At 49.9% G+C, this 433-nt stretch carries 1 pseudogene; it reads left to right on the forward strand.

The features are described from left to right. Positions 1 to 92: 92 nt before the first annotated feature. Positions 93 to 433, forward strand: a pseudogene (locus ACTHUG_RS11540) (contractile injection system protein, VgrG/Pvc8 family); the annotation flags it as partial.

Genomic DNA, 433 nt, shown 5'->3' on the forward strand with positions numbered 1-433 from the left:
TTATCACCTCATGCTAGAAGTTTTCCTCCTCCACAAATGAACCCGTTTACCGCTTTTTTTTAGAGCCGCGCTTCGCGTCTTTAAAACATTTCCAAACTTCCCGGCTGTTCCAGCACCAAACCATTCCCCACATCATTGTCGCCGTCTTCAAACACCACGGTTTCTCCGGTGTCGACTACCGTTTCCAAAAGAGCCGCAGCTAAACCGTCCGCGAGTATGTAACCCAGTATCTCGAAAGCGACTTTACCTTTATCAACCGTCTGTGTGAAGAAGAGGGCATCTGGTATGCCTTCGAACAGTATGAACAACATGGCGACGTAGTCGTCTTCGGCGACAGTCCCGAACACTACTTGCGCAGCAAAGACATACCCGTTTCCTACCGTCCCCATGCGGGATTGGAGAGTGCCGGTACCGAAGCACTGTTCAAATTAAG

Origin of the sequence: Neisseria sp. P0022.S009 (genome assembly GCF_051956675.1) — a bacterium.
In the GTDB taxonomy this organism is placed as follows: Bacteria; Pseudomonadota; Gammaproteobacteria; order Burkholderiales; family Neisseriaceae; genus Neisseria.